Source organism: Streptomyces purpureus, assembly GCF_014648195.1.
Lineage (GTDB): Bacteria > Actinomycetota > Actinomycetes > Streptomycetales > Streptomycetaceae > Streptomyces > Streptomyces purpureus.
Window position 1 is genome coordinate 14,001 of the sequence record NZ_BMQQ01000011.1, and the last position, 22,073, is coordinate 36,073.

23 protein-coding genes are annotated in these 22,073 nt (G+C 72.0%); 12 read left to right on the top strand and 11 right to left on the bottom strand.

Annotated features, from left to right (window positions below; translation table 11 throughout):
• Position 1 precedes the first annotated feature (1 nt).
• The 3 genes from IEZ01_RS15785 to IEZ01_RS15795 form a co-directional block, all read right to left on the bottom strand.
• Positions 2–1,123: an LLM class flavin-dependent oxidoreductase gene (locus tag IEZ01_RS15785; protein WP_019887163.1), complete on the bottom strand. Its 1,122-nt coding sequence runs from the start codon at positions 1,121–1,123 to the stop codon at positions 2–4.
• A gap of 96 nt (positions 1,124–1,219) precedes the next feature.
• Positions 1,220–1,981, bottom strand: a complete 762-nt coding sequence (locus tag IEZ01_RS15790) for an SDR family NAD(P)-dependent oxidoreductase (RefSeq protein ID WP_189202212.1) — start codon at positions 1,979–1,981, stop codon at positions 1,220–1,222.
• A gap of 10 nt (positions 1,982–1,991) precedes the next feature.
• Positions 1,992–2,915 carry an LLM class F420-dependent oxidoreductase gene (locus tag IEZ01_RS15795; RefSeq protein ID WP_189202214.1) on the bottom strand — a complete coding sequence of 308 codons (924 nt, stop codon included), beginning with the start codon at positions 2,913–2,915 and terminating at the stop codon, positions 1,992–1,994.
• A 178-nt stretch (positions 2,916–3,093) separates the two neighbouring features.
• Here IEZ01_RS15795 and IEZ01_RS15800 point away from each other — a divergent pair, with 178 nt between their 5' ends.
• Positions 3,094–3,315: a type II toxin-antitoxin system VapB family antitoxin gene (locus IEZ01_RS15800; RefSeq protein ID WP_019887168.1), complete on the top strand. Its 222-nt coding sequence runs from the start codon at positions 3,094–3,096 to the stop codon at positions 3,313–3,315.
• Positions 3,312–3,722, top strand: coding sequence for a PIN domain-containing protein (locus IEZ01_RS15805; RefSeq protein WP_019887170.1), 411 nt, complete (start codon positions 3,312–3,314; stop codon positions 3,720–3,722). Before IEZ01_RS15800 ends, IEZ01_RS15805 begins: the two co-directional genes overlap by 4 nt.
• A gap of 44 nt (positions 3,723–3,766) precedes the next feature.
• On the opposite strand, the gene IEZ01_RS15810 is transcribed toward IEZ01_RS15805, so the two are convergent.
• The gene (locus IEZ01_RS15810; protein ID WP_189202217.1) at positions 3,767–4,993 is read right to left on the bottom strand and encodes an amidohydrolase family protein; all 1,227 of its coding nucleotides are present in this window, start codon (positions 4,991–4,993) and stop codon (positions 3,767–3,769) included.
• A gap of 180 nt (positions 4,994–5,173) precedes the next feature.
• Between IEZ01_RS15810 and afsR the strand changes: the two genes are divergently transcribed.
• The 3 genes from afsR (at position 5,174) to IEZ01_RS35660 (ending at position 8,961) form a co-directional block, all read left to right on the top strand.
• Entirely contained in the window at positions 5,174–8,125 is a 2,952-nt protein-coding gene (gene afsR, locus IEZ01_RS15815) for an SARP-family global regulator AfsR (RefSeq protein ID WP_189202219.1), read from the top strand.
• Between the two features lie 246 nt (positions 8,126–8,371).
• A complete protein-coding gene (locus IEZ01_RS15820; RefSeq protein WP_189202221.1) occupies positions 8,372–8,596 on the top strand; it encodes a hypothetical protein in 225 nt (74 codons plus the stop codon).
• Positions 8,597–8,835: 239 nt separating this feature from the next.
• Positions 8,836–8,961 (top strand): hypothetical protein, encoded by a 126-nt coding sequence (locus tag IEZ01_RS35660; RefSeq protein ID WP_019887174.1) that lies wholly within the window; start codon positions 8,836–8,838, stop codon positions 8,959–8,961.
• Here IEZ01_RS35660 and IEZ01_RS15825 read toward each other — a convergent pair whose 3' ends face one another.
• On the bottom strand, positions 8,962–10,518 hold the full coding sequence (locus IEZ01_RS15825; protein WP_189202224.1) for a FadD3 family acyl-CoA ligase: 1,557 nt from the start codon (positions 10,516–10,518) through the stop codon (positions 8,962–8,964).
• Between the two features lie 88 nt (positions 10,519–10,606).
• Between IEZ01_RS15825 and IEZ01_RS15830 the strand changes: the two genes are divergently transcribed.
• Genes IEZ01_RS15830 through IEZ01_RS15840 form a run of 3 tightly spaced genes read left to right on the top strand, consistent with a single transcriptional unit; the run spans position 10,607 to position 12,976 of the window.
• Positions 10,607–11,755 (top strand): lipid-transfer protein, encoded by a 1,149-nt coding sequence (locus tag IEZ01_RS15830; RefSeq protein WP_019887176.1) that lies wholly within the window; start codon positions 10,607–10,609, stop codon positions 11,753–11,755.
• Positions 11,756–11,765: 10 nt separating this feature from the next.
• A complete protein-coding gene (locus tag IEZ01_RS15835; protein ID WP_019887177.1) occupies positions 11,766–12,197 on the top strand; it encodes a Zn-ribbon domain-containing OB-fold protein in 432 nt (143 codons plus the stop codon).
• Complete coding sequence (locus IEZ01_RS15840) at positions 12,194–12,976, top strand: enoyl-CoA hydratase/isomerase family protein (protein ID WP_189202226.1); 783 nt, start codon at positions 12,194–12,196, stop codon at positions 12,974–12,976. The genes IEZ01_RS15835 and IEZ01_RS15840 overlap by 4 nt, the downstream gene beginning before the upstream one ends.
• Here IEZ01_RS15840 and IEZ01_RS34955 read toward each other — a convergent pair.
• Entirely contained in the window at positions 12,973–13,290 is a 318-nt protein-coding gene (locus tag IEZ01_RS34955; RefSeq protein ID WP_019887180.1) for a hypothetical protein, read from the bottom strand. The genes IEZ01_RS15840 and IEZ01_RS34955 overlap by 4 nt on opposite strands.
• Here IEZ01_RS34955 and IEZ01_RS34960 point away from each other — a divergent pair.
• Together IEZ01_RS34960 and IEZ01_RS15850 are read left to right on the top strand one after the other, a co-directional pair.
• Positions 13,268–13,417, top strand: coding sequence for a hypothetical protein (locus IEZ01_RS34960; RefSeq protein WP_019887181.1), 150 nt, complete (start codon positions 13,268–13,270; stop codon positions 13,415–13,417). The two genes, IEZ01_RS34955 and IEZ01_RS34960, sit on opposite strands and share 23 nt — an antisense overlap.
• A 265-nt stretch (positions 13,418–13,682) precedes the next feature.
• The gene (locus IEZ01_RS15850; protein ID WP_019887183.1) at positions 13,683–14,240 is read left to right on the top strand and encodes a hypothetical protein; all 558 of its coding nucleotides are present in this window, start codon (positions 13,683–13,685) and stop codon (positions 14,238–14,240) included.
• 10 nt (positions 14,241–14,250) lie between these two features.
• On the opposite strand, the gene IEZ01_RS15855 is transcribed toward IEZ01_RS15850, so the two are convergent.
• Positions 14,251–16,587, bottom strand: a complete 2,337-nt coding sequence (locus IEZ01_RS15855; protein ID WP_019887184.1) for an outer membrane protein assembly factor BamB family protein — start codon at positions 16,585–16,587, stop codon at positions 14,251–14,253.
• Between the two features lie 113 nt (positions 16,588–16,700).
• The gene (locus IEZ01_RS15860) at positions 16,701–17,525 is read right to left on the bottom strand and encodes a VOC family protein (RefSeq protein WP_019887188.1); all 825 of its coding nucleotides are present in this window, start codon (positions 17,523–17,525) and stop codon (positions 16,701–16,703) included.
• A 303-nt stretch (positions 17,526–17,828) separates the two neighbouring features.
• Between IEZ01_RS15860 and IEZ01_RS15865 the strand changes: the two genes are divergently transcribed.
• On the top strand, positions 17,829–18,476 hold the full coding sequence (locus IEZ01_RS15865) for a TetR family transcriptional regulator (protein WP_040875145.1): 648 nt from the start codon (positions 17,829–17,831) through the stop codon (positions 18,474–18,476).
• Positions 18,477–18,677: 201 nt separating this feature from the next.
• Here the strand turns inward: IEZ01_RS15865 and IEZ01_RS15870 are convergent, their stop codons facing one another.
• The 3 genes from IEZ01_RS15870 to IEZ01_RS15880 all read right to left on the bottom strand — a co-directional run bounded on the left by IEZ01_RS15870 (position 18,678) and on the right by IEZ01_RS15880 (position 20,784).
• Positions 18,678–19,160 (bottom strand): nitroreductase family deazaflavin-dependent oxidoreductase, encoded by a 483-nt coding sequence (locus IEZ01_RS15870; RefSeq protein WP_189202228.1) that lies wholly within the window; start codon positions 19,158–19,160, stop codon positions 18,678–18,680.
• On the bottom strand, positions 19,160–20,335 hold the full coding sequence (locus IEZ01_RS15875) for an acyl-CoA dehydrogenase family protein (protein ID WP_189202230.1): 1,176 nt from the start codon (positions 20,333–20,335) through the stop codon (positions 19,160–19,162). Before IEZ01_RS15875 ends, IEZ01_RS15870 begins: the two co-directional genes overlap by 1 nt.
• Before the next feature lie 77 nt (positions 20,336–20,412).
• Positions 20,413–20,784: an iron chaperone gene (locus IEZ01_RS15880; RefSeq protein ID WP_189202232.1), complete on the bottom strand. Its 372-nt coding sequence runs from the start codon at positions 20,782–20,784 to the stop codon at positions 20,413–20,415.
• 33 nt (positions 20,785–20,817) lie between these two features.
• Between IEZ01_RS15880 and IEZ01_RS15885 the strand changes: the two genes are divergently transcribed.
• The gene (locus IEZ01_RS15885; RefSeq protein WP_189202234.1) at positions 20,818–21,990 is read left to right on the top strand and encodes a thiolase C-terminal domain-containing protein; all 1,173 of its coding nucleotides are present in this window, start codon (positions 20,818–20,820) and stop codon (positions 21,988–21,990) included.
• The last annotated feature ends 83 nt before the right edge of the window (positions 21,991–22,073 follow it).

Here is a 22,073-nt window from a genome sequence, read left to right on the forward strand (position 1 = left end):
TCTACTGCGCCGCCTGCCGGAAGCGGGTCGTGCGGTGGACCGGGTCCGTGTCGATCTTGGGGATCACGTGGTCACCGATGAGCTTGATCGTGTTCATCGTGTCCTCGTACGAGACGCCGATCGGCAGCCCGAACGACAGCTGGTCCGCGCCCGCCTGCTCCCACCGCTTGCACTGGCGCAGCACCTCGTCCGGGTCGCCGCAGATCATCAGCTCCTCGGCGATGAGGAGCTCGATGATCTCCTCGGAGTACTCGGGCAGCAGCTCGGGCCACTCCGGGATGCCCTCGGGCCGGGGGAAGGTGTCGTGGTAGCGGAAGAGCAGCGACTGGAGGTAGTTCAGCCCGCCGCCGACCGCGATCTCGACCGCCTTCTGGTGGGTCTCGGCGCAGATCGCCGTCGAGGTCACCATGACGTTGTCGTTGACGAAGTCGCCGACCGCCCGGGCCTCCTTCACCGCGGTCTTGTAGGAGTCGACGACCCACTCCATGTCGGAGACCTTCTGCACGCTGAAGCCGAGGACGCCGAGGCCCTTCTTGCCGGCCATGGCGTACGAGGACGGCGATCCGGCCGCGTACCACATCGCCGGGTGGGACTTCCCGTACGGCTTGGGCAGGACCTTGCGCGGCGGCAGGGACCAGTGCTTGCCCTGGAAGCCGGCGTACTCGTCCTGGAGCCACATCTTGGGGAACTCGGCGATGGTCTCTTCCCAGATCTCCTTGGTGTGGTTCATGTCGGTGATGCCCGGCATGAAGCCGAGGATCTCGTGCGAGCCGGCCCCCCGTCCCGACCCGAACTCGAAGCGCCCGCCGGAGAGGTGGTCGAGCATGGCGACCTTCTCGGCCACCTTGACCGGGTGGTTGACCGGGGCGAGCGGGTTGAAGATGCCGGAGCCGAGGTGGATGCGGTCGGTGGCGTGGGCGAGGTACCCGAGGAAGACGTCGTTGGCGGAGAGGTGGGAGTACTCCTCCAGGAAGTGGTGCTCGGAGGCCCAGGCGTACTTGAAGCCGGACCGGTCCGCCTGGATGACGTACTCCGTCTCCTCCATGAGCGCCTTGTGTTCCGCCTCGGGATCGGTCTCGGCACGCTTTCCGACGTATCCCTGAACAAAGATCCCGAATTCCAAGGTCTTCTCCTCCGGGGGTATTTCTGACGAGCCGTCAGATCTCGATGAGGTCGACTGTGACACCGCGCCCGAGGGCCGTCAATACCTGACGAAGCGTCAGAAGAGGCTGACCCCGGCCAGCCAGCCGCCGTCGATGACGAACGGCTGCCCCGTGATGTACGAGGAGTCGTCGCAGCTCAGGAAGAGGGCCAGGGCGGCCACCTCCTCCGGCTCGCCGACCCTCCCGAGCGGCACGAGCTTGCGGTACAGCTCATCGACCGCGCTGCGCTCGACCCCCTCGGGCCGGCTCATCGGGGTGTCGACGGCGCCCGGGCAGACGGCGTTGACCCGGATGCCCTTCGCGGCCAGCTCCACCGCCGCGACCCGGGTCAGGCCGAGGACGGCGTGCTTGGTGGCGGCGTACGCGCCCACGCCCGCCATACCGGTCAGCGCGGTGTACGACGCGGTGTTCACGATCGTGCCGCCGCCGGCCGCCTCGATCTCGGGCGCCAGCGTCCGTATCCCCAGGAAGCAGCCGACCTGGTTGACCTGGACGATCGCCTGGAACTCGGCGAGCGGCGTGGACACCAGCTCGTTGAAGCGCAGGATCCCCGCGTTGTTCACCAGGCCCGTGACGGGTCCGAAGGCGTCCTTGGCGGCGGCGACGGCCTCGGTCCAGTCCGCCTCGCTCGTCACATCGAGGTGGACGTAGCGCGCACGGTCCTCGCCGATCTCCTTCGCCAGCGCCTCGCCCTGCTCGTCCAGCACGTCCGTGAGGACGACCTTGGCCCCTTCGGCGGCGAAGAGCCGCGCCTCCTGCTCCCCCTGTCCGCGCGCCGCGCCCGTGACGACGACGACCCGCCCGTCCAGCTTGCCCATGCCGTACTCCCTAGCCTTGAAGGTGCGGAGCCACATCGGCGGCGAAGGCCGCCATCTGGTCGGTCAGTTCGCTGCGGCTCCGGGAGCGGAACCGCACCTGGATCTGGTGCACGCCCATCGCGCCGTACGCCCGCAGCGACTCGGCGAGCGCCTCCGGGTCGCCGGTCAGGGTGCGCCGGCCGGTGTCCCAGGACGCCTCGCCGACGTACAGCGGCTCGGTGATGGCGCCGACGGTGAGCGGATCGGTCACCCCGGCCTCCTCCCGCAGCTGCCGGAGCCGGGCGATCTGGCCCGGCAGCCGGTCGCGGGGATCGCCCTGCGGCAGCCAGCCGTCCCCCTTGAGCGCGGCGCGCCGCACGGCGGCCGGTGAGGAGCCGCCGACCCAGACGGGCACCCGTTCCTGGGCGGGCCGGGGCCGCTGCCCGAGGTCCTTGAAGGCGAACCGCTCCCCGGTGAAGGCGGGGTACTCCTCCGGCCCGAGGGCCGCCTTCAGCGCGTCGATCGTCTCGTCGAGCACCGCCCCGCGCCGGGCGAAGTCGGCCCCGACGGCATCGAACTCCTCCTGTACGTGCCCGGCCCCGACCCCGAGGACCAGCCGGCCGCCGGAGAGGTGGTCGACGGTGGCGTACGCCTTGGCGGTGACGAGCGGATGGCGCAGCCCGACGACGGCGACATGGCTCAGCAGCCGGACGCGCGAGGTGGCGGCGGCGAGGAAGGAGAGGGTGGCGACGGGGTCGTACCAGACCGTGCTCATGGCCCCCGCCAGCCTGCGGGGTATGGCCACATGGTCGCAGCAGGCGAGGTAGCCGAAGCCGCAGCGGTCGGCGACCTCGGCGATCTCGACGAGATCCATGGGCCCGGCCCCGGCCTCCCAGGGCTCGGCGTAGATGCTGCTCTGCGACTGGACCGGGAGCTGCATCCCGTACATCACCATGAATCCACCCCTCACCTGACGGCCCATCAGATACTTGCGGGCCCATCGTCGCCGTCGGCGCACGGTGGAGCAAGAGTCGCGCCGGAACCCCTTGGCGCGATCCGGGGCATCCGACTCGCGCGCCAATGTTGTTGACGTACAATTCTTTGTACATCCCCCACATCGACGGAGGTGTGACATGGGCGTGACCCAGATCGACATAGACGATGACGCACTGCGACGAGTCATGGCCCTGTCCAAGGCCAGGACCAAGAAGGAGGCCGTCAATCTCGCCCTCCGCTTCTACGCCGACCGGCAGGAACGCGCGGCACGCATCGGCCGTCACTTCGAGCGTGCGCGCCAGTGGGGGGCCGTCGAGGACGCGGAACGTCTGCATCGGGCGGAGAAGGACAGTCGGTGATCTACCTGCTCGACACCTCGGGCCTCGTCCGGCTGCTCAGCACCCCGGCCCTGCAGTCGGCCTGGTACGACGCGATCGACGCCGAGGCGATCGCGTCGTGCTACCCGCAGCGCGCCGAGTTCCTCTACAGCGCTCGGAACAGTCGCGAGTACGACGAGATCGCGGAGATGTTCACCGACCTGTACCCCGACGTGGCGGTACCCAAGAACGCCGGGCGCTGGATCGGTTCGGTGCAGCAGCGGATGGCGCGGGACGGCGAACACCGCAGCGCCTCGGCCGTCGACCTGATCATCGCGGCGACCGCGGCCCATCATGGGCTGACCGTCCTGCATGACGACGCCGACTACCGCACCATCGCCCGGCACGCGGCCGACCTGAGCGAACACAGCATCCGCGACATCCCGTGAGGAGAGCGGGCCCGGGCCGGAAGCCGACGGGCCCGACCCGGCCGTCACGCCCCGGGCCCCGCCCACAGCCCGTCCGCCGTGAGCCCGAGCAGGTCGATCGCGTTTCCGCGGACGATCCGCTCCACCACCTCCGGGTCGACGTGCCCCATCTGCGCCTCGCCGACCTCCTTGGACTTGGGCCAGGTCGAGTCGGAGTGCGGGTAGTCCGTCTCGTAGAGGACGTTGCCGACCCCGATCGCGTCGAGGTTCCGCAGGCCGAAGGCGTCGTCGAAGAAGCAGCCGAAGACATGGCCGGCGAAGAGCTCGGACGGCGGGCGGTGGACCTTGTCGGCGACCCCGCCCCAGCCGCGGTTCTCCTCCCAGACGACGTCCGCGCGCTCGAGGATGTACGGAATCCAGCCGATCTGGCCCTCGGCGTACATGACCTTCAGGTTCGGGAAGCGCTCGAACTTGCCGCTCATCAGCCAGTCGACCATCGAGAAGCAGCAGTTGGCGAAGGTGATCGTGGAGCCGACCGCCGGCGGCGCGTCCGCCGAGGTCGACGGCATCCTCGACGAGGAGCCGATGTGCATGGCGACGACCGTGCCGGTCTCGTCGCAGGCGGCCAGGAAGGGGTCCCAGCAGTCGGTGTGGATCGAGGGAAGCCCCAGGTGGGGCGGTATCTCGGAGAAGGCGACGGCCCGTACGCCACGGGCCGCGTTGCGGCGCACCTCGGCCGCCGCCAGCTCGGCGTCCCAGAGCGGGATCAGGGTGAGCGGGATGAGCCGGCCGTGCGCCTGGGGCCCGCACCACTCCTCGACCATCCAGTCGTTGTAGGCGCGCACCCCGAGCAGTCCGAGCTCGCGGTCGCCGGCCTCGGTGAACGTCTGACCGCAGAATCGCGGAAACGTGGGGAAACACAGGGCGGACTGGACGTGATTGACATCCATGTCCGCGAGCCGGTCGGGCACGCTGTACGACCCGGGCCGCATCTGTTCGTAGGTGATCACTTCGAGTTTGATCTCGTCGCGGTCGTATCCGACGGCGGTGTCGAGGCGGGTGAGGGGGCGGTGCAGGTCCTCGTAGACCCACCAGTCGCCGATCGGCCCTTCGTCCCCCTTCGCGCCCATGACCGGGGCGAACTTGCCGCCGAGGAAGGTCATTTCCTTCAGCGGGGCCCGGACGATCCGGGGTCCGACGTCGTGGTACTTCGACGGGAGCCGGTCCCGCCAGACGTTGGGGGGCTCCACCGTGTGGTCGTCCACCGAGATGATCTTCGGGAAGGTCTCCATGCCTTCCACGGTAGCGCTGATCTGACGGTCCGTCAGCTCCGTGGTAGCCGGATCCTGTCATGACCTTGTGCAGAGAGTCACCCGATGCTGACGCGCCCGCTCCGGACAAGGCAGACTGTCGGGGGCGAAACCAGCGACAAGACCAGGGACCAGGGACCAGGGGTGCGAGCAGGGGGAGCTATGGACCGCGACAACGGGCCACGCGTACCGGAGCAGCGGGCTCCGCTCACAGGTCACGGAAGTGACCTGCGCTTCGGTGTGCTCGGCCCGGTCCGCGCATGGCGGGACGGCGAAGCCCTGCCCTCCGGCTCACCGCAACAGCGCGCCCTGCTGGCCGCGCTGCTGCTCCGCGACGGCCGCACGGCGACCGCCGCCGAGCTCATCGACGCCATCTGGGGCGACGAACCCCCCTCGCAGGCGCTCGCGGCCGTCCGGACGTACGCCTCGCGGCTGCGCAAGGTTCTCGACCCCGGGGTCCTGGTCAGCGAGTCAGGTGGCTACGCCATCCGCACCCGCGCCGACTCCCTCGACCTGCACGTCGCCCAGGAGCTCGTCGCCGAGGCGGAGAAGGCCCGCGCCGCCGGGGACCGCACCCAGGCCCGCGTCCTGATCAACAAGTCCCTGGGCCTCTGGGACGGCGAGCCGCTCGCCTCCGTCCCCGGCCCGTACGCCGAGACCCAGCGGACCCGCCTGGAGGAGTGGCGGCTCCAGCTCCTGGAGTCCCGCCTCGACCTGGACCTGGATGTCGGCTCGCACGCCGAGGCCGTCTCCGAGCTGACCGCGCTCACCGCCGCGCACCCCCTGCGCGAGCGGCTGCGCGAGCTCCTCATGCTGGCCCTGTACCGCAGCGGCCGCCAGGCCGAGGCCCTCGCCGTCTACGCCGACACCCGCCGCCTCCTCGCCGACGAGCTCGGCGTCGACCCGCGCCCCGAACTCTCCCGGCTCCAGCAGCGCATCCTCCAGGCCGACGCCGAACTGGCCCGCCCGGTCGAACCGTCCGCCGCGCCCGCCCCCAGCCGCAACCGCCCCGCCCAGCTCCCCGCCACCGTCTCCGACTTCACCGGCCGCGCCGCCTTCGTCCGCGAACTGGGCGACCGGCTCGCCACCGCCGAGGGCTCGGTCATGGCCGTCTCCGCCCTCGCCGGGATCGGCGGCGTCGGCAAGACCACGCTCGCCGTCCACGTCGCCCACGACGCCCGCCCGCACTTCCCCGACGGCCAGCTGTACGTCGACCTCCAGGGCGCCGGGGCCCGCGCCGCCGAGCCGGAGACCGTCCTCGGCTCCTTCCTGCGCGCGCTCGGCACCCCGGACGCGGCCATCCCGGACTCCCTCGACGAGCGGGCCGCGCTCTACCGCTCCACCCTCGACGGCCGGCGCATCCTCGTCCTGCTCGACAACGCACGCGACGCCGCCCAGATCCGGCCGCTGCTGCCCGGCACACCGGGCTGCGCGGCCCTGGTCACCAGCCGCACCCGGATGGTCGACCTGGCCGGCGCGCACCTCGTGGACCTCGACGTGATGTCCCCCGAGGAGGCCCTCCAGCTCTTCACCAAGATCGTCGGCAGGGAGCGGGTCTCCGCCGAGCGCGAGGCGGCCCTCGACGTGGTCGCCGCCTGCGGATTCCTGCCGCTGGCCATCCGGATCGCCGCCTCCCGGCTGGCCGCCCGGCGCACCTGGACCGTGTCGGTGCTCGCCGCCAAGCTCGCCGACGAGCGGCGCCGCCTCGACGAGCTCCAGGCCGGCGACCTCGCCGTCAAGGCCACCTTCGAGCTCGGCTACGGCCAGCTGGAGCCGGCCCAGGCCCGCGCCTTCCGCCTGCTCGGCCTCGCCGACGGCCCCGACATCTCCCTCGCGGCCGCCGCCGCGGTCCTGGACCTGCCGGTCCGGGACGCCGAGGACCTCCTCGAAGCCCTCGTCGACACCTCCCTCCTGGAGTCCGCCGCACCGGGCCGCTACCGCTACCACGACCTCGTACGCCTCTACGCACGCTCATGCGCCGAGCGGGACGAACAGCCCCCGGCCGAAAGGGAGTCGGCGCTGTCACGGCTGCTCGACTTCTACCTGTCGACGGCGGCCGGCGTGTACGGCATCGAGCGGCCCGGCGACCGCCTGGTCGACCACCTGGAGCCCACGACCTACCCCGGACTTTCCTTCACCGACCGGCACGCCGCCCAGGACTGGCTCTACGCCGAGGCCAACTGCCTCCTCGCCTGCGTGCGCCAGTCGACCACCGCGGCCACCCTGCGCCGGTCCGTGGACCTGCTCTGGGCCTCCCTCGACCTCGCCGAGTCGGGCGCCAACTCCAAGCAGTACGAAGCCGCGGCCGCCGGCCTGCGGGAGGCCGCGCGGGCCGCCGGCGACACCAGGGCCGAAGCCCGCGCCTCCGTCACCCTGGCCTACGTCCACCATGTCTCGGGCCGCTTCGACCAGGCCGACCAGGAAGCCCACGAGGCCATGAGCCAGGCCGAGGCGATCGGCGACCCCCTCCCCTGCTGCTGGGCCGCGAACACCCGAGGTGTCATCGCCATCTACCAGAACCGGCAGGACGACGGCGAACAGCACCTCACCCAGGCCATCGACGCCTTCCGCGGCTGCGAGGACCAGGCCGGCGAGGCCAGCGCCCTGTGCAACCTCTCCCGCATCCACCTCGGCATGGGCCGTACGGACAGCGCGGTCACCCTCGCCCAGCAGGGCACCGACATGTACGACGCCATGGGCCACGCCCTCAAGGGCGCCAACGGCCGCTACGCCCTCGGGCTCGCGCTCACCCAGAGCGGACGCCTCCCCGCCGCCGCCGACCGGCTCCGCGAAGCCCTCGACGTCTTCCGCGACAGCCGCCAGCGGCTCTGGGAAGGCATGACGCTCTTCCGCCTCGCCGAGGTCGACATCGCCGCCCTGCGGCACGCACAGGCCGCCGCCAACGCCGAGATGGCGCTCACCGTCCTGCGCGGCATCGGCGGCGAATGGCGCCGGGGCAACGTCCTGACCGTCCTGGGACGCGCCCTCGACGGCATCGGGCAGAACGGCCGCGCACGGGTCTGCTGGCAGGAAGCCCTCGGCATCTACGAGGAGTTGGGCTCCCCGGAGGTCGACTCGGTCCGCGCCCTGCTGAAGCCGGTCGCGGCCGCGTAAAGCCGCCCCCGGACCGGGCCCCGGCCGACGCCCGAATCAGACGTTCATCGTTCGTTTATCGCCGCACGGCATTCTTTTCTTCAAGGATCCGTCGCGTCGGGGGGCAGACGGGTCACTGGAGAGGCCGTCGCTCCAACGCACTAGGGTGAACGGCCCCAAGAGGCCCGTCCGGCCGTCCACGGGGGAACAGCCGGGCGGGCCTCGCCCAACCCAGCGTCTGACGCACGACACCAACGGGAGAACACCATGAGCGACACCACCAACGCGACCGGCACCGGCGGCGAGCAGATCCAGACGAAGAACATCCACGCCACCGGCTCCCCGGCGACCGACGCGGTCGCCGAGAAGATCGGCATCAAGAACATCCACGCCACCGGCACCAACCCGGCCCCGGCCCCGACAGCCCCCGAGGCCGGCACGGGCGACGCGTCGACCGACAACATCCACGCGACGACCGAACCGGCCAAGTAGGACCGGCCAGGGGGGACGAAGACCTTTCACCCACGGGGTGCGGCCGCGGCGGCGCGGAGGGGGAGCCGTCGCGGCCGCGTATTTTTGGGGCTCGGTTCGTCTCCGGGCGCATGGGGCGGTCGGGCCGGGGCCGAACGCGCCATAAGTTGTCCGGAACACAGGGCAACCATCGAACATTCACCCGACCGACACCTAGGGTCATTCATGTCCGGAAACAACCCGTCCTTGCGGAGGATCGCATGAACCGCGCCAGACGTCTGCTCCTCGGCGCCCTCATCGCCGTCGCGGTCACCGCGGGCTCGGCCACCTCCGCGGCCGCGAACGTCCATGCCACGGGGCACGCCGTGACGGCCGCTCCGCGCTGATCAGCCGGTACCCCGCGCGGACCGGTCGCGCAGTTCCCCCTTGACGACCTTACCGCTCGCGTTCCGGGGCAGCGCCGTCACGAACTCCACCTCCCTCGGGACCTTGTAGTTCGCCATCTCCCGCCGCGCCCACGCGATCAGGTCGTCCGCCGTGAGCGTCGCGCCCGGCCGCCGGACCGCGAACGCCTTGCCCACCTCGCCCAGGCGCGCGTCCGGGATCCCGATCACGGCCACGTCCGCTATCTCCGGGTGCAGGCCGAGGAGTTGCTCGATCTCCGCCGGATAGGCGTTGAAACCGCCGACGATGAACATGTCCTTGATCCGGTCCGTGATCCGCAGGTTGCCGGCCGCGTCCAGCTCGCCCACATCGCCCGTGTGCAGCCAGCCGTCCGCGTCCAGGACCTTCGCCGTCTCCTCCGGGTCCTCGAAGTAGCCGCCCATCACATGGTGGCCGCGGACCAGCACCTCGCCGTTCTCGATACGGACCTCCGTGTCCGGGATCGCCCGGCCCGAGGTCCACGCGATCACCTCCGGGGGGTCGCCTCGGCGGCACATCGTCACGATGCCGCTCGCCTCGGACAGGCCGTACGCCGTGAGGACCGTCCCCACGCCCAGCTCGGACCGCAGGCGTTCCACCAGCTGGAGCGGCACCACCGCCGCGCCCGTGACGACCAGCCGCAGGGCGGAGAGGTCATGGCTTCCGCGGGCCGGGTGGTCCAGCAGGGACTGGTGGAGGGTGGGCGGGCCGGGCAGGACCGAGATCCGTTCGGCGGCGATGTTGGCGAGGACGGTGTCCACGCTGAAGACCGGCTGCGGCACCATCACCGCGCCCCGCATCAGGCAGGCGATGATGCCGGCCTTGTAGCCGAAGGTGTGGAAGAACGGGTTAACGATCAGATAGCGGTCGCCCTCCCGCAGTCCGGCCAGCTCGCTCCAGACGCCGTAGCAGCGCAGGGTCTGGGCGTGTGTGATGACCGCGCCCTTGGGCCGGCCGGTGGTCCCTGAGGTGAAGATGATGTCCGAGGGCGCGGCGGACTCGACCGCGTCGGCCCGGGCCCGGACCTCGTCGTCGCCGATGGTGTCCCCTCCGGCCAGGAAGTCCTTCCAGGTGCGGTAGTCCTCCGGCGCGCTGTCCGCGAGGACCACGACCTGCTCCAGGTCGGGCAGTTCGACCCCGGACCGGCGCAGCGAGGCGACGTACGAGGTGCCGAGGAACGTGCCCGTGATGAAGAGCAGCCGGGCGCGGGAGCGGGAGAGGACGTACGCCGCCTCCGCGCCCTTGAAACGGGTGTTGAGCGGGACGAGCACCGCCCCGGCCGTCACCGCGCCGAGGGCGGAGACGATCCAGTCGAGGGTGTTGGGCGCCCAGATCGCGACGCGGTCCCCCGGCCTTACCCCCGCCGCGATGCAGGCGGCCGCGGCCCGCTCGACGCGCTCGCCGAGTTCCGCGTAGGTGATCCGGAGGCGGCCCTCGACGACCGCCTCCCTCGGGCCGTACCGCTCGGCGGCCGACCGCACCAGCCTCGGGATCGAGCCCCACTCCAGGTCCCCGCGCATCTCCGCCCCTCCCACTTAGCTGACTATCCGTCAGATTAGCTGTAGCCTGACGCGCTGTCAGCAGCAGCGACCCACCGCGGAGGTGCCGATGCCAGGACTGAAGGACGCGACCGCGATCGTCGGCATAGGACAGACACCCTTCGCGAAGCAACTGACCGACTCCGAGAAGACCTTGGCCTGCCGGGCCATCCTCGCGGCGCTCGACGACGCGGGCATCGCCCCCTCCGAGGTCGACGCCTTCGCCTCGTACACGATGGAGGAGACCGACGAGGTCGAGGTCGCCAAGACCATCGGCGCGGGAGACGTCACCTTCTTCTCCAAGGTCGGCTACGGCGGCGGCGGTTCCTGCGCCACCGTCGGACACCTCGCCGCCGCCGTCGCCACCGGCCAGGCGAGTGTCGGCGTCGCCTGGCGGTCCCGCAAGCGCGGCTCCGGCCCTCGGCCGTGGAAGAACACCGCGGTCCAGCTGCCCACCCCCGGCCAGTGGACCCGCCCGTTCGGCCTGCTGCGCCCCTCCGACGAGATCGGGATGCTCGCCCGCCGCTACATGCACGAATACGGAGCCACCCGCGACCATCTCTTCAACGTCGCCCTGGCCTGCCGCAACCGCGCCAACCAGAACCCGGCCGCGATCATGTACGAGCGCCCGCTGACCCGCGAGATGTACATGACCGCCCGCTGGATCAGCGAGCCCCTCTGCCTCTTCGACAACTGCCTGGAGACGGACGGCGCGCTGGCCTGCGTGATCGTGTCGGCCGAGCGGGCCCGGGACTGCCGGCAGCGGCCGGTGTACGTGCACTCCGCCGCCCAGGGCCTGCCCGCCCAGCACCACGGCATGGTCAACTACTGGAACGACGACCCGCTCACCGGCCCGGCCTGGACCGCCGCCCGGCAGCTGTGGAAACAGGCCGACTTCGGCCCCCAGGACGTGGACGTCGCCCAGATCTACGACGCGTTCACCCCGCTGATCCCGCTCTCCCTGGAGGGGTACGGCTTCTGCGGACGCGGTGAGGGCGGCGCCTTCACGGAGGGCGGCGCGCTGGAGATCGGCGGCCGGCTGCCGGTCAACACCGGCGGCGGCGGGCTCAGCGAGGCGTACGTCCACGGCTTCAACCTGATCAACGAAGGCGTGAAGCAGCTGCGCGGCACCAGCACCGCACAGGTCCCGGACGCGTCGACCTGCCTGGTCACGGCGGGCGAGGGCGTCCCCACATCCGCGATCCTGCTTCGAGCGTGAGGAGCCCACGATGCTCGCACCCGTCATCGACGAGGACGGCGCCCCCTTCTGGGAGTACGCCGCCCGGGGAGAGCTGCGGATCCAGGCCTGCGCCGCGCCGGAGTGCGGCGAGCCTCGGTTCCCGCCCCGGCCGTGCTGCCCGCGCTGCCAGTCCTTCGACAGCCGCTGGCTCCGGATGAGCGGGCGTGGCCGGATCTGGTCGTTCGTGATCCCGCATCCGCCGCTGCTGCCCGACTACGCCGCGCAGGCGCCGTACAACGCCGTCCTGGTCGAGCTGGTGGATGCCCCGCAGATCCGGCTGGCCGGCAATGTGGTGGCCGCGCCGGACGCGGCGCTGAACTCGGTCGATCCGGCGCGGCTGCGGATCGGGGCGGCGGTGCGGGTCGCCTTCACCGAGATCGACGGGGTGAGCGTGCCGCGCTGGCTGCTGGAGCGCTCATGAGCGTCCGGGTGGAGTGCGACAAGAAGTCGGGGGTCGCGCTGGTCACGCTGGACCGGCCGGCGAAGCACAACGCCCTCACGCTGGAGATGGCCTCCCAACTCACTGCGGTCTGGCGTGAGTTCAGGCGGGACGACGCCGTCCGGGCGGTGGTCGTCACCGGCTCCGGCACCCGGGTCTTCTGTACGGGCATCGACCGCGAGGCGGTGGTGGAGCAGCCCTCGTCGCCGTACTCGATCGACGATCCGCTGCTCGCGATCGGCCCCAAGGCGAACGACCTGTGGAAGCCGGTGATCGCGGCCGTGGAGGGGATGGCCTGCGGCGGGGCGTTCTATCTGCTGGGCGAGGCGGAGTTCGTGGTGGCCTCGACCGAGGCGACCTTCTTCGACCCGCACACGACGTACGGCATGGTCAGCGCCTACGAGGCGGTGTACATGGCGCAGCGGATGCCGTTCGGTGAGGTGGCCCGGATGTCCCTGATGGGGACGGCGGAGCGGGTCTCGGCGCGACGGGCGTACGAGACGGGCCTGGTGTCCGAGCTGACCCCGCCCGGCGGGGCGGCGGACGCCGCGAGGAGCGCGGCCGCCGTGATCGCCGGCCATCCGACGGAGGCGGTGCAGGGGACCGTACGGGCGGTGTGGTCGGCCAGGGAGGCGGCGCGGGCGCAGGCACTCGCCCAAGCCCCGCACCTGATCGCGCTCGGGAACCTGCCGCCAAAGCGGCAGGCGGAGCTGTTCGAAGGCAGGCGCGGGGCGGGGGGCGCGGGCTTTCGGCTGCGTTAGCTCATGGTCCGGCTGGCGGTCATGACCTGGCACTTCTTGTACTCGGAGCCGTCGCCGGTGCCGGTGTAGGGGGTGCTGGCCTCGGTGCTCTTGGAGGAGTTGGCCGGCACGAGCAGGTCGTCGACGTTGGCGATGGCGACGTTGGCGGAGGGGCCGCCGATCTCGCCCTTGAACTGGACGCCGACGTCGTACTTGTAGGTGGTGGAGCTGTTGTTGGTGACGGTCAGCTTCACGGTGAGCTTGTCGCGCGTGATGAGGCAGTCGTCGATGCGGACGTCGCGCTCGGCCTTGTTGGCGCTGGAGCCGCCGGGCACGGAGACGCCGCCGGAGCTGCTGCTGTCGCTGCCGGAGGAGCTGCCGGAGGAGGAGCTGCCGTCGCTGCCCGAGGAGGAGCTGCCACCGGAGGAGCTGCCCCCGGAGCTGCTGGACGAGCTGCTGTGATTGTCGCAGCCGCCACCGCCGGAGCCGCGGGCTCCCGTCAGCGCGACCAGGGCGACGCCGAAGACGGCGATAGCACGGACATGGCGAAGCTTCATTTCAACCCCCGTTGATGTGAGTGTCCGAAAACCCGTTCTTGACGGGCGCACGACACCTTCTCATACTTCCCCGCCCCCTCCGTCCCGCGTGGCGGCCCCCACGGCGTCGGCGTAGCGTCGGAGGGGATCTACGACCGCCTGGCCGAGCCCAGAAAGGGAGGCGTCGGAGGATGGTGCGTAACGTCATCGGCGCCGTGCTGGCTGTCGTCGGCGCGGCGGCCGCCGTGTGGAGTCCGTTTCGGGAGTGGTACGACGGCCGGCACGGGCGCGACTACCGCGTCGGGGACCTGTTCGCCGGCATCACGGACGTGAAGGCGGAGCTCTGGCTCTCGATCCTGCTGCCGTTCGCCGTCGCGGCCCTGCTGACGCTGATCGGCGTCGTCCTGCGCTCCCGCCCGCTGGTGGCGCTCGCGGGCGTGATCGTGCTTGGCTTCACCATCCTGTGGATGGTCCGCGTCGGACAGGCCGAGGGCGGCCTGACGGTGGGCGCCGACGGTTCGGGCATCGGCGACGGCGCTGCGAGCGCCCTCGGCGGCGGGGCGCTGCTGCTCCTGGCCGCCGCGATCATGTCGGGCCGCCCGCGCCGCCGCCGGGACCGCCTGGAGCACCGTCCGGTGCCTTCGGGCCCGTACGAGCAGCCCCCGCACGCGCAGGAGCCGACCCGGACGATGGACACCCCGACCTGGGACGAGCGCCGCCCGCCGCGGGACCGCGACGGGCCGGTCTAGCGCCGCCGGGTCAGCGGGCCCCGGCGCCGCGGCCGGTCGCCGTGCCCTTCACCGCGTCCAGCGCGTAGACGCAGCGGTCCTTGCTGCACGCGTAGACCACACCGCCCTTGGCGACCGGCGAGCCGGTGATCTCCCCGCCGGTGGCGAGCTTCCAGCGGAGCTGACCGCCGCTCGCGTCGAGGGTGTAGAGGACGTGGTCGGCGGAGCCGAAGTGGACGCGGCCGTCGGCCACGACCGGTGTGCCGATGACCTCTCCGCCCGCCGCGAAGCGCCACTTGGGGGTGCCGGTGACCGCGTCGAGGGTGTAGAGCGCGCTGCCGCTGCCGACGTGGACGTTGCCGTTGACGACGAGGACCGGCTCCGCCGACTGGCGGGACTCGGTGGCGATCCGCCAGCGGTCCTTGCCGGTGGTCGCGTCCAGGGCGTAGACCGTGCCGAGGTAGTCGGCGAGGTAGACCCCACCGCCGGTCACGGCCGGGCCGGGGGCGAAGGCGGGCGGGGAGAGGAAGACCGCGGGGGCCTCGAAGTGCCAGCGGACGTGGCCGGAGGCGATGTCGACGGAGAGCACCCGCGTCCCGGCGGAGACGTAGACGCAGCCGTCCTCGGCCGGGGCGACCCGTACGGGCACGTTGCCGCAGGAGGCCGCGTCGCCGATCGGGTACGACCAGCGCTCCACGCCCGTGCGGGCGTCCAGCGCCTGGAGGCGGGCGTCCCGCCACACGTACACCGTGGAGCCGTGGATGACCGGCCCCGCCTCGGGGGTCTCGAAGTCGGTCTGCGCTCCGGTGACCTCCCAGAGCTTGGCGCCGTTGGACGCCTCCCAGCCCTGGACGCCGCCGCCGCGGGTGGCGGTGACGACCGTGCCGCGGTCGGCCTTGAGGGAGTACACCCACGCGTCGGTCTGGAGCCGCCAGCGCTCGGCGCCGTCGACCGCGTCGAGGGCGTAGAGCGTCGGGCCGTCGGAGGCGTGGATCCGGCCGCCGTCGACCGTCATGGACCAGGCCACGTCGCGGGTCTTGAACTGCCGCCGGCCGGTCGCCACGTCCAGCGCGTGGACCTCGAAGGAGGTGACGTAGAGCAGATCGCCCGCGACGACGGGGGTGCCCCAGACGTCGTTCGACATCCGGAACCGCCAGGGCCGCCAGGGACCGGGCTCGGCGGGCTGTCCGGCGTCCGGCGCCGGGGTGGGGGACGGCAGCGGGCGCGTGCCGGGCGCGGGGGCGGGCTCGGCGGCGCCGGGCCGGCGGATCCAGCCGGTCGCGGGGCCCGCGTCGGCCACGATCGCGGCGCGTGTGTCGGCGACCCGGGGCCCGGGCCCGATGGGCACGGCGGCGCCCGCAAGCCGTACGGGTCCGGGGGCCGCCTGGCCCGTACGGGGGTCCTCGCCGCTCTGCCAGGCGGGGCGGGGCGGTCTGGGCGGGGCCGGTGGGGTCGCGGGCGGCGGGGCCGAGGGACGGCCTCCGCGCCGCGCCTCGATCATGGCGGTGGCCCGCGCGGGCAGCCACGCGGACGCGGTCCCGCTGTCGTCGCTGCCGGAGCCGAAGAGGTGCGGGGCGAGCTGGGCCTGCAGGTCGGCGGGGGTGGGCCGGAGCCCGACCTCCATCTGCATACAGGACTCGATCAGCGGCCGGAGCTCGTCGGGCAGCCCCTCCAGGTCCGGTCCTTCGCGCAGCAGCATGAAGACGGTCTCGACGGGGTTCGCGCCATGGAAGGGCGCGTGTCCGGTGGCCGCGAACACCAGCATCGAGCCCAGCGAGAAGACGTCGCTGGCGCCGGTGACGCTGCGCGAGTCCCGCGCCTGCTCGGGCGACATGTAGGCGGGCGTGCCGACGGCCACGTTCGTCATGGTCAGCCGGGTGTTGGAGACGCCTGACGCGATGCCGAAGTCGATGACCCGGGGCCCGTCCTCGACCACGAGCACGTTCGACGGCTTGAGGTCGCGGTGGACCAGGCCCGCGCCGTGGATGGACTGGAGGGCCTCGGCGACGCCCGCGGCCAGCCAGCGCACGGCCTGGGCGGGCAGCGGCCCGCACTCATTCACTATTTCCTCGAGCGAGGGCGCCGGTACGTACGCGGTCGCCAGCCACGGCACCGCCGCCCGCGGGTCGGCGTCGACCACGGCCGCCGTGTAGAAGCCGGAGACCGCCCGCGCGGCCTCGACCTCGCGGGTGAAGCGGACACGGAACAGCTGGTCCTCGGCGAGTTCGGTCCGTACGGTCTTGATCGCCACGCGCCGGCCCGAGGCCGAGCGTGCGAGATAGACCAGGCCCATACCGCCGGCACCGAGCCGGCCCAGCACCTCGAAGGGTCCGATCCGCCTCGGGTCGTGCTGCGTCAGCTGCTCCACTTGCCTGCCACCTCCCCGTAGGGCCATGAGGGTACGGCCCCGCGCCCCCTGATTGTTCCTGTCCGAGGCGGCCGAGGCGAACCCGGGGGCGGATCGGGGTGTCTCAGCTCATATCACTCACCCTTGCCGCCCTGATCAAGGGGCTCCGGCTCGGCGAGGACGGCGAAGGCGGCGCCCTGGTTGTCGATGAGCGCGGCGATCCTGCCGTACGGCGTGTCGAAGGGCGGTTCGGTGACGCGCCCGCCCAGACGGGTGGCGGCCAGGGCGGTGGCGTCGCAGTCCTCGACGGCGAAGTAGACGAGGAAGTGGCTGGGCATCTCGGCGGGGAAGGCGTCGTTGATCACACTCCGGCCGCCGATGGCGGTGTCGTCGGCCGCCTTGCTGCCCTTGGGGGACCAGACCCGGAAGTCGATGGGTTCGCTGTCCCCCTCGGACGCGGCGTCGATATCCCGCGTCTCGTAGCCGAAGACGGACGTGTAGAAGGCGTCGACGGCCTCCTTGTCGCGGGTGTAGACCTCGGCCCAGCAGAAGGATCCCGGTGTGTTCTGGAGCTCGAAGCCGGGGTGGCTGCCGGGCTGCCAGAGGCCGAAGACGGCGCCTCCGGGGTCGGCGGCGAGCGCCATGACCCCGAAGGGGCCGATGGGGAAGGGCGTCATCACCATCGAGCCGCCGGCCGCCTCGATGCGGGCGGCGAGCGCGGTGGCGTCGGGTGTGGCGAGGTAGACGCCCCAGGTGGTGGGAAGGCGGCCGTCGCGCTTGGGGGCGAGGGCGGCGACGCGCCGGCCGTCCTTGAAGGCGGTGGTGTAGTGGCCGTAGGCCGCGCCGGGGTCCTCGCCGAAGGTCCAGCCGAAGAGCTCTCCGTAGAAGCGCTTGCCCGCTTCGAGGTCCGGCAGCTGCGCGTCCACCCAGCAGGGTGTGCCCTCTGCGAATGCGGCCATGGGCGTCCTTCCCTGGTGCGGGTCGTCACGGGCGGGTGTGGTGCCCGTCACGGTCAAGCTAGCGGCGCGGATCGGCGTACGCAGGGAGGAAAAGACCGATCAAATCGAACAAACAGCCATTTTACGGAGCCCCGCTCCAGGGTTTCCATGGGTTGTCCACCGAAGTTGTCCACAGGCTGTTAATAAGCCTTATGGGGGTGTGACGGTGTGGCGCCTGGACATCGGGAGCGGCCGGAGCAGGGGGTGCACCCCATTTGCAGTCGGCCGAATCGCGCGCCGATCACCCCTCGGTAAGCTGACGGCATGACAGGACAAGTACGCACCGTCGACGGCCGCGTGGCCGGTCGACGAGGTCAGGCGACGCGGCAGAAGCTGCTCGACTGCCTCAGCGAGATGCTCAGCTCCTCGCCGTACCGGGACGTCAAAGTCATCGACGTGGCCCGGAAGGCGGGCACCTCACCCGCGACCTTCTACCAGTACTTCCCGGACGTCGAGGGCGCGGTCCTCGAGATCGCCGAGGAAATGGCCAAGGAAGGCGCCGCGTTGACCGAACTGGTCTCCGGCCGCGCCTGGATCGGCAAGGCCGGATGGCAGGCCGCCGAGGAACTCGTCGACGGCTTCCTGGACTTCTGGAGACGCCACGACGCGATCCTGCGCGTGGTGGACCTGGGGGCGGCGGAGGGCGACAAGCGGTTCTACAAGATCCGCATGAAGATCCTGAACTCCGTCACCAACTCCCTCACCGACGCGGTGAAGGAGCTCCAGTCCAAGGGCAAGGTCGACAAGGACGTCAGCCCCGCGGCGATGGCGGGCTCGCTGGTCGCGATGCTGGCCGCGGTCGCCGGACACCAGAAGGGCTTCCAGACCTGGGGCGTCAAGCAGGCCGAACTCAAGCCGAACCTCGCCCTGTTGGTCCATCTGGGCATCACCGGCAAGAAGCCGGCGAAGTAACGCACGCGCTCTCCGCACCGCGCGGCGTGCGGACGCGCCTGCCGCAGGTCTTCTCCCCGGTCCGTCCCGTCGTCCAGTCCTGTCACGCCGACGGCGGTTCACCCTTGCGACCGCCGTCGGCGTTCTTGTGTCCGCGTTCTTGTGTCCACGTTCTGTGTCCGCGTTCTCGCGTCGGCGTTCATGTGTCCGCGGGCCGTGGCGTCACCCTTTGCGCGTGAGCCGGAAGAGTCTGATCTCCCGCTCCACCCGGGCCTGATACGTGGCGTACGGCGGCCAGAACTCCAGCACCGCCGCCCACGCCCGCTCCCGCTCCTGCCCCGTCAGCGGCTCGGCCCGTACACCGAACTCCTCGCCGTGCAGGCTCACCCGCGCGTCCGGGTGCGCGAGCAGGTTCGCGGTCCACGCGGGATGCCCCGGACGGCCGAAGTTGGAGCCGACGAGGATCCAGCTGCCGCCCGGCTCCGGCATGCAGGCCAGCGGTGTGGTGCGCGGCCGGCCCGACTTCGCGCCGCGCGCGGTCAGGACGAGGCCGGGCAGCATCCGGGCGCTGAGCATGACCTTGCCGCGGGTGAGGCGGTGCACCGCGCGGTCCATCGCCGGGACGACATGCGGGGCGATCTTCGCGAACGCCCGGGTGGAGGAGACCTTCTGGATCAGCCGGATGCCCGGCGGCCCTTGACGCATCAGGGAGCCACCACCCCGTCGGCGAAGAGGCCTGCCTCCTCGGCCGCGCGGGCGCGCAGCCGGTGGACCGGCCCGAAGAGCAGCTCGTCGGCCGCGGCCCGTTTGAAGTAGAGGTGCGCCTCGTGCTCCCAGGTGAAACCGATGCCGCCGTGGAGCTGGATCGCCTCGCCGGTGACGGTCCGCAGCGCCTCCAGGGCCTGGGCGAGGGCGAGACCTCCGGCGTCCGGGTCCCAGGCGGCGTAGTACGCCGCCGAGCGGGCGGCCTGGAGCTGGACGTAGAGATCGGCGAGGCGGTGCTTGACGGCCTGGAAGGACCCGATGGGCCGGCCGAACTGTTCGCGGGTACGGACGTACTCGACGGTCCTCTCCAGCGCCGCGGCCGCCGCGCCGACGGACTCCGCGGCGAGGACGGTGGCCACCGTACGGCCCGTGGCGGCGAGCGCGCCGGGCACGTCGGCCGGGTCGGTGCCGAGCAACTCCCCCGGGCAGTCACGCAGTTCGACCGTCGCCTGCGGCCGGGTCACATCCAGGGCGGTCTGCCGCTGCCGGCCGAGTCCTGGGGTGTCCGCGCGGACGAGGAAGAGGAGGGTGCGGCTGCGGGCGAAGCCTCCGGTGTGCGCGGCGACGAGCAGCAGGTCCGCGCTGTGCCCGTCGAGGACCTGGGCGGCCTCCCCGTACAGCTGCCAGCCGTCCCGTACCGGCCGGGCCTGGACACCGCCCGCCCGGCCGCCGCCGGCCCACTGCCCCTCGGCGGGGTCGCCGGTCAGGCCGAGTGCGGTGGCGAGGTGCCCGCCGGGGACGGCGAGCGTGGCGGTCAGGGTTCCGGCGGCGATCGGGGGCAGGAGCGCGGCCCGCTGGGCCTCGGCGCCGAGCGCCGCGATCAGCGGGGCGGCGAGGACGGAGGTGGCGAGCAGCGGCGAGGGAGTCAGGGCGCGGCCGGTCTCCTCGGCGGCGAGGGCGAGGTCGGCGGGGGTGCAGCCGACGCCGCCGTACGCCTCGGGCAGGGCGAGACCGGGCAGGCCCAGCCGTTCGGAGAGCTGGGCCCAGAGCGCGGGGTCGTAGCCGTCGGCGGTGGCGACCGCCGCCCGGACGTCACCGGGTGAGGACCGTTTGGCGAGCAGTTCGCGCAGGGTGCGGCGGATCTCGTCCTGCTCCGCGGTGAAGGCGGCGTCCATGGAGCTCCCCTCCGTATCTGACGGGCCGTCATGTTAGAGCGGGCCCGCTCAGATGCCCAGAGGCGGGGCGGGCGGGATCAGCAGACCTGGCCGGGGCCCGCGGCGGTGGCCCGCAGCAGGTCCCGTACGAGCGTGAAGTCGACCTTCTCGGTCCGGCGGAAGCGCAGGCAGCCCTTGCCCATGTCCTGGCCGGCGAGCCGGTCCGCGAAGCCTTCCCGGACGTCGGGGCGCATCAGATAGAAGGAGATGTACTGCCGCTGATTGGCGAAGGCGATCTCGGGCTCGCCGCCGGGCAGCCGGTAGGCGGGCATGCCGTACGCCATCCCCTCCTCGTACCCCTTCAGCTCCAGACGGCACAGTTCGCGCAGCCGCACGAGGACGGTGAGCCGGTCGGGCTCGACGACTTCGGCAAGGTACTCGTCGACGTCTTCGGCGCTGCTGTGGGGCATACGCGCCAGATTATCTGATGTACCGTCAGATTCATGACTGCCACCCCGCGGACTTCCTCCCGGCGGCGCAAGGTCGCCGTCGTCGGCATATCCCTCTCGGACTGCGGCCGGGTCGACGAGGCCACCCCCTACACCCTGCATGCCCAGGCCGCGCGGCGCGCGCTCGCCGACAGCGGGCTCGACCGGTCGGTGATCGACGGGCTGGCGTCGGTCGGGCTCGGCACGCTCGCCCCGGTCGAGGTCGCCGAGTACCTCGGGCTGCGGCCGCGCTGGGTGGACTCCACCGCCGTGGGCGGCGCCACCTGGGAGGTCATGGCGGCCCACGCGGCCGACGCGATCGCCGCCGGGCACGCGAACGCGGTCCTTCTGGTGTACGGCGCGACCGCCCGCGCCGACATCAAGGCGGGGCGGCGCACCTCCAACCTCTCCTTCGGGGCGCGCGGGCCGCTGCAGTTCGAGGTGGCGCACGGGCACACGCTCGTCGCCAAGTACGCGATGGCCGCGCGCCGCCATATGCACGAGTACGGCACGACGCTGGAGCAGCTCGCCGAGGTGGCGGTCCAGGCGCGGGCGAACGCCGCACTCAACCCGGAGGCGATGTTCCGCGACCCGATCACGGTGGACGACGTCCTGTCCGGGCCGGTGATCGCCGACCCGTTCACCAAGCTGCACTGCTGCATCCGCAGCGACGGCGGCTGCGCGGTACTGCTCGCCGCCGAGGAGTACGTCCCCGACACGGCGAAGGCACCGGTCTGGATCCTCGGCACCGGCGAGCACGTCTCGCACACGGCGATGTCGCAGTGGGAGGACTTCACGGTCTCCCCGGCGGCGGTCAGCGGCAGGCTCGCCTTCGAACGGGCCGGGGTGGGCCCGGAGGACATCGACTTCGCCGAGATCTACGACGCCTTCACCTACATGACGCTGGTGACCCTGGAGGACCTGGGCTTCTGCGCCAAGGGCGAGGGCGGACCGTTCGTGGAGGAGAAGGGCCGGCTGCCGGTCAACACCGACGGCGGCGGGCTCTCGGCCTGCCATCCGGGGATGCGGGGCCTGTTCTTGCTTGTGGAGGCTGTGCGGCAGTTACGCGGCGAGGCCCCGGGACTCCAGGTTCGGCGCCCTGACGGAAGCCTGCCGGAGCTGGCGGTGGCCTCGGGGACGGGGGGCTGGTTCTGCTCGTCGGGGACGGTGGTGCTGGGGCGGGGGTGAGGGCGGGACGGAAGCGGGCGCGTGCGGGGGCATCCAGAAGGCGGCGCACGCCATCCCGGTCAGGGACTACGGGACGTACGAGG

Excerpts from the sequence above, each read along its gene's own strand:
- IEZ01_RS15870 (WP_189202228.1), bottom strand. The coding sequence starts at position 19,160 with ATGCGTCAAGGGCCGCCGGGCATCCGGCTGATCCAGAAGGTCTCCTCC.
- afsR (WP_189202219.1), top strand. The coding sequence starts at position 5,174 with ATGGACCGCGACAACGGGCCACGCGTACCGGAGCAGCGGGCTCCGCTC.
- IEZ01_RS15795 (WP_189202214.1), bottom strand. The coding sequence starts at position 2,915 with ATGGTGATGTACGGGATGCAGCTCCCGGTCCAGTCGCAGAGCAGCATC.
- IEZ01_RS15825 (WP_189202224.1), bottom strand. The coding sequence starts at position 10,518 with ATGCGCGGGGACCTGGAGTGGGGCTCGATCCCGAGGCTGGTGCGGTCG.
- IEZ01_RS15820 (WP_189202221.1), top strand. The coding sequence starts at position 8,372 with ATGAGCGACACCACCAACGCGACCGGCACCGGCGGCGAGCAGATCCAG.
- IEZ01_RS15860 (WP_019887188.1), bottom strand. The coding sequence starts at position 17,525 with ATGGCCGCATTCGCAGAGGGCACACCCTGCTGGGTGGACGCGCAGCTG.
- IEZ01_RS15830 (WP_019887176.1), top strand. The coding sequence starts at position 10,607 with ATGCCAGGACTGAAGGACGCGACCGCGATCGTCGGCATAGGACAGACA.
- IEZ01_RS15810 (WP_189202217.1), bottom strand. The coding sequence starts at position 4,993 with ATGGAGACCTTCCCGAAGATCATCTCGGTGGACGACCACACGGTGGAG.
- IEZ01_RS15885 (WP_189202234.1), top strand. The coding sequence starts at position 20,818 with ATGACTGCCACCCCGCGGACTTCCTCCCGGCGGCGCAAGGTCGCCGTC.
- IEZ01_RS15835 (WP_019887177.1), top strand. The coding sequence starts at position 11,766 with ATGCTCGCACCCGTCATCGACGAGGACGGCGCCCCCTTCTGGGAGTAC.
- IEZ01_RS15850 (WP_019887183.1), top strand. The coding sequence starts at position 13,683 with ATGGTGCGTAACGTCATCGGCGCCGTGCTGGCTGTCGTCGGCGCGGCG.
- IEZ01_RS15875 (WP_189202230.1), bottom strand. The coding sequence starts at position 20,335 with ATGGACGCCGCCTTCACCGCGGAGCAGGACGAGATCCGCCGCACCCTG.
- IEZ01_RS15840 (WP_189202226.1), top strand. The coding sequence starts at position 12,194 with ATGAGCGTCCGGGTGGAGTGCGACAAGAAGTCGGGGGTCGCGCTGGTC.
- IEZ01_RS15790 (WP_189202212.1), bottom strand. The coding sequence starts at position 1,981 with ATGGGCAAGCTGGACGGGCGGGTCGTCGTCGTCACGGGCGCGGCGCGC.
- IEZ01_RS15800 (WP_019887168.1), top strand. The coding sequence starts at position 3,094 with ATGGGCGTGACCCAGATCGACATAGACGATGACGCACTGCGACGAGTC.
- IEZ01_RS15880 (WP_189202232.1), bottom strand. The coding sequence starts at position 20,784 with ATGCCCCACAGCAGCGCCGAAGACGTCGACGAGTACCTTGCCGAAGTC.
- IEZ01_RS35660 (WP_019887174.1), top strand. The coding sequence starts at position 8,836 with ATGAACCGCGCCAGACGTCTGCTCCTCGGCGCCCTCATCGCCGTCGCG.
- IEZ01_RS15865 (WP_040875145.1), top strand. The coding sequence starts at position 17,829 with ATGACAGGACAAGTACGCACCGTCGACGGCCGCGTGGCCGGTCGACGA.